The sequence below is a fragment of the Mesorhizobium sp. M7A.F.Ca.CA.001.08.2.1 genome (assembly GCF_003998455.1).
Taxonomy (GTDB): Bacteria; Pseudomonadota; Alphaproteobacteria; order Rhizobiales; family Rhizobiaceae; genus Mesorhizobium; species Mesorhizobium ciceri.
In genome coordinates this window covers 1-3,919 of the sequence record NZ_RZPW01000607.1, presented here as the reverse complement: position 1 = coordinate 3,919, position 3,919 = coordinate 1, and the positions used below count along the sequence as shown (strand labels likewise).

The following is a 3,919-nucleotide window of genomic DNA, read 5'->3' as shown; positions in this document are numbered from 1 at the left end:
TTCCCGCTCATGGCGCCCATGCTCGGCCTCGACCAGCACGCTTTCGGCCTGTGGGCCGGCGCCTCGATCCACGAGGTGGCGCAAGTCATCGGCGCCGGCTTTCAGAACGGCACCCAGTCCGGCGAGATCGCCACCGTCGCCAAGCTGACCCGCGTTGCCATGCTGGCGCCGATGGTCGTCGCGCTCGGCCTGATGGCGCGCGGCAGGAGCAGCAGTGAGGTGGCGGCGCGGCCGCCCATGCCGTGGTTCGTCGCCGCCTTCGTCGCTGTCGTGGCGTTGAACAGCTTGGTCACGGTGCCCACCGAGGTGAAATCGGCAATGGCGCTCGCCACCACCATCATGCTGACCATGGGCCTGGCCGCCATGGGCCTGCAAGCCGACATCTCTCAGCTGCGCTCGCGCGGCCTGCGCCCGCTGGCGCTCGCCTTCTCGGCCTTCCTGTTCATCGGCTGCTTCAGCCTGATGCTGGTGAAGTTCGTAGGCTGATCAGTCCTCGAACGAACTCGCCGCGGCATAGATCGCCGCCAGCGTCTCGATGCCGGCCTGGTCTGCCTTGTCGAAGCGGCCGGGCAGCGGGCTGTCGAGATCGAGCACGCCGAAGACGCCTTCATCGTCCTCGAGCAGCACCACCAGTTCCGAGCGCGAATCGGCATCGCAGGCGATGTGGCCGGGAAAATCATGCACGTCCTTGATCAGCATCGACGTGCCGAGTTCGACCGCCGTTCCGCACACGCCCTTGCCGACGGCGATGCGCACACAGGCCGGCTTGCCCTGGAACGGCCCGAGCACCATTTCCTCGTCCGACTGCAGGAAATAGAAACCGGCCCAGTTGAGGTCCGGCACCATCTGGAAGATGAGTGCTGCGGTGTTGGCGGCGTTGGCGATCGAATCGCGCTCACCCTCGAGCAGCGCCTTCAATTGGGTGGCGAGGTCGCGGTAGAACGTGGGCTTGTCTGAGGTGTCGATGGCCTTGGCCGCAAACATGAACGTGTCTCCGTGTCGGGGATGGCGGTTCGTCCGATCGCTTGCCAAAGTCCGGCGAGCTCCGCAACCAGACGGCCGCCTGGACAGTCTAGCGTGGATTGCGTCCCCTTCGAAAGCCGCAAGATCATGATTGCCTCCCGGGACTGAGCCGGGCGACTGCGTAACTTTGCGATGATCATCTTGAGAATCGTAGCGGCCCCGATCGGGGCCGCCATTCACATCTCCGACAGATCGGACAAGTCCTGGGTTTTAGTAGCCGCCCATGCCGCCACCGCCGCCACCCGCAGGTGCTGCATCCTTGGCCGGAATGTCGGTAATCATCGCTTCGGCGGTGATCAGAAGGGCTGCGATCGAACCGGCATCCTGGAGTGCGGTGCGCACCACTTTCGCCGGATCGACGATGCCTGCCTTGATCATGTCGACATAGACCTCGTTCTGGGCGTCAAAACCCTGATTGTGATCCTTGCTGTCGGTGAGCTTGCCGACGACAACAGAGCCTTCGACGCCGGAATTCTCGGCGATCTGGCGGATCGGCGCTTCGAGCGCCCGCAGCACGATCGTGATGCCGGCCGTGACATCGGCATTGGCGCCGGTCAGGCCGCCAAGCACCGAGCGGGCACGCAGCAGAGCCACGCCGCCGCCGGGCACGATGCCTTCTTCGACCGCCGCGCGGGTGGCGTTCAGCGCATCGTCGATGCGGTCCTTCTTTTCCTTGACTTCCGACTCGGTGACGCCGCCGACGCGGATGACGGCAACGCCGCCGGAGAGCTTGGCCAGCCGCTCCTGCAGCTTTTCCTTGTCGTAGTCGGAGGTCGTCTCCTCGATCTGGCCCTTGATCTGGGCGACACGCGCCTGGATCGTCGCCTTGGTGCCGGCACCGTCGATGATCGTGGTGGTGTCTTTCTCGATCAGCACGCGCTTGGCGCGGCCGAGCATCTCGATGGTGACGTTTTCAAGCTTGATGCCGAGATCTTCCGAGATCATCTGGCCCGACGTGAGCACGGCGATGTCTTCCAGCATCGCCTTGCGGCGATCGCCGAAGCCCGGCGCCTTGACGGCCGCGACCTTGAGGCCGCCGCGCAGCTTGTTGACGACCAGCGTCGCCAAGGCCTCGCCCTCGACGTCCTCGGAGATGATCAGCAGCGGCCTGCCGCTCTGCACCACCGCTTCGAGGATCGGCAGCATCGCCTGCAGATTGCCGAGCTTCTTCTCGTGGATGAGGATGTAGGGCTCTTCCAGCTCGACGCGCATCTTGTCGGCATTAGTGACGAAATAGGGCGAGAGATAGCCGCGGTCGAACTGCATGCCTTCGACGACGTCGAGTTCGGTCTCTGCGGTCTTGGCTTCCTCGACGGTGATGACCCCGTCATTGCCGACCTTGTCCATCGCCTTGGCGATCATCTCGCCGACGCTGGCATCGCCATTGGCGGCGATGGTGCCGACCTGTGCGATCTCGGCCGACGACTTGACCTTCTTGGCGCGCGCCTGGATTTCCTTGACCACGGCGGAAACCGCCTGGTCGATGCCGCGCTTCAAATCCATGGGGTTCATGCCGGCGGCAACCAGCTTGGCGCCTTCGCGCAGGATCGAGGCGGCCAGCACCGTGGCGGTGGTGGTGCCGTCACCGGCGAGGTCGTTGGTCTTCGAGGCCACTTCGCGCACCATCTGGGCGCCCATGTTCTCGAACTTGTCGGCAAGCTCGATTTCCTTGGCGACGGTGACGCCGTCCTTGGTGATGCGCGGCGCGCCATAGGCCTTGTCGATGATGACGTTGCGGCCCTTGGGGCCGAGCGTGACCTTCACCGCATTGGTGAGGATCTCGACGCCGCGCAGCATGCGGTCGCGCGCGTCGGTGGAGAATTTGATTTCCTTGGCAGACATGATTTTTATCCAGTTCGTTCGGAGAAAATGAGGTCAGGCAGCTTTCTTGACGGCCACGGTCTTGTCGGTTGCAGCGCCCTTGTCGATGATGCCAGTCTCGCTCTTGTCGATGACGCCCATGATGTCGGCTTCCTTCATGATCAGAAGGTCCTCGCCGTCGATCTTGACCTCGGTGCCCGACCATTTGCCGAACAGGATGAAGTCGCCGGCCTTGACGTCGAGCAGAACAAGCGCGCCGTTTTCGTCGCGTGCGCCAGGGCCGACAGCGATGACTTCGCCCTCCTGCGGCTTTTCCTTGGCAGTGTCGGGGATGATGATCCCGCCCTTGGATTTGATATCGCCTTCGGCGCGACGAATGACGACGCGGTCGTGGAGTGGCCGAAATTTCATGGGAACTTTCTTTCTGGGGCCGGCACAGGCGGCCACGCCCCCCTCTATAGACGCGTTGGCACTCGATAGATAGGAGTGCCAAAAATTATTCGCGGACCGCATTAAATATTCAAAAGTATTATTTCGGCTGGCCGTTTCGTGATATCCGTAGAATGTCAAATAATTCAAAAGATTGAATTTTGCCGATCGAGTGCCTATTTATCGGACAAGTTCACTTTCACGGTTTCAGGCACAAGGGAGATTTCTTCGATGGCCGAAGGCAATCAGACGATCATGGAAAAAGCTGAAGCCCGCTTTGTCGACAAGCAGAAGAAGACAGCGGAGAAAAACAAGGCGACCGCCGAATATATGTCCGAGGCAAGAGCCAGGGAGATCAAGACGGCAAGGCTGAGAGAGCTTCGGCTGGCCAAGGAAGAGGCCGATCGTGTCGCCGAGGCCCTCAATCCAACGCCGAAGAAGAAGCGGGTGACCAAGAAAGTCACGGAGGCCAAGACATGAGCCTCACCTTCCCCAACCGCAGCCGCAGCTATGACGAAGCGGGCCAGCGCATTCGTTTCGTTGGCCATGACGGCATGTTCCAGATCTCATTTTCCGTCGCTGCCGACGCCATGGCCAAGATGCGGCCGGGCACTGCTGCCGACGAAGCCGGTTATCTCCAGACATT

6 protein-coding genes are annotated in these 3,919 nt (G+C 62.0%); 3 read left to right on the top strand and 3 right to left on the bottom strand.

The genetic code is table 11. From position 1 onward, the window contains the following. A partial coding sequence (locus tag EN914_RS27335) for a YeiH family protein (protein WP_127389379.1) occupies nucleotides 1-486 on the top strand: 486 nt, incomplete at its 5' end. Here the strand turns inward: EN914_RS27335 and EN914_RS27330 are convergent. The 3 genes from EN914_RS27330 to groES form a co-directional block, all read right to left on the bottom strand. Further along, nucleotides 487-984 (bottom strand): GAF domain-containing protein, encoded by a 498-nt coding sequence (locus tag EN914_RS27330; protein ID WP_013530535.1) that lies wholly within the window; start codon nucleotides 982-984, stop codon nucleotides 487-489. It abuts the gene before it with no gap. A gap of 249 nt (nucleotides 985-1,233) precedes the next feature. Continuing rightward, nucleotides 1,234-2,865: a chaperonin GroEL gene (gene groL / locus EN914_RS27325; RefSeq protein ID WP_127389378.1), complete on the bottom strand. Its 1,632-nt coding sequence runs from the start codon at nucleotides 2,863-2,865 to the stop codon at nucleotides 1,234-1,236. Between the two features lie 33 nt (nucleotides 2,866-2,898). Further along, nucleotides 2,899-3,255 carry a co-chaperone GroES gene (gene groES / locus EN914_RS27320; RefSeq protein WP_127389377.1) on the bottom strand — a complete coding sequence of 119 codons (357 nt, stop codon included), beginning with the start codon at nucleotides 3,253-3,255 and terminating at the stop codon, nucleotides 2,899-2,901. 249 nt (nucleotides 3,256-3,504) lie between these two features. Between groES and EN914_RS27315 the strand changes: the two genes are divergently transcribed. Together EN914_RS27315 and EN914_RS27310 are read left to right on the top strand one after the other, a co-directional pair. After that, nucleotides 3,505-3,753 carry a hypothetical protein gene (locus tag EN914_RS27315; RefSeq protein ID WP_013530532.1) on the top strand — a complete coding sequence of 83 codons (249 nt, stop codon included), beginning with the start codon at nucleotides 3,505-3,507 and terminating at the stop codon, nucleotides 3,751-3,753. Beyond that, a partial coding sequence (locus EN914_RS27310) for a DUF1488 family protein (protein WP_164778948.1) occupies nucleotides 3,750-3,919 on the top strand: 170 nt, incomplete at its 3' end. The genes EN914_RS27315 and EN914_RS27310, both read left to right, overlap by 4 nt.

What these genes read in the sequence shown, in the direction of transcription:
- groL (WP_127389378.1), bottom strand. Translation starts at nt 2,865, where the DNA reads ATGTCTGCCAAGGAAATCAAATTCTCCACCGACGCGCGCGACCGCATG.
- EN914_RS27330 (WP_013530535.1), bottom strand. Translation starts at nt 984, where the DNA reads ATGTTTGCGGCCAAGGCCATCGACACCTCAGACAAGCCCACGTTCTAC.
- EN914_RS27315 (WP_013530532.1), top strand. Translation starts at nt 3,505, where the DNA reads ATGGCCGAAGGCAATCAGACGATCATGGAAAAAGCTGAAGCCCGCTTT.
- groES (WP_127389377.1), bottom strand. Translation starts at nt 3,255, where the DNA reads ATGAAATTTCGGCCACTCCACGACCGCGTCGTCATTCGTCGCGCCGAA.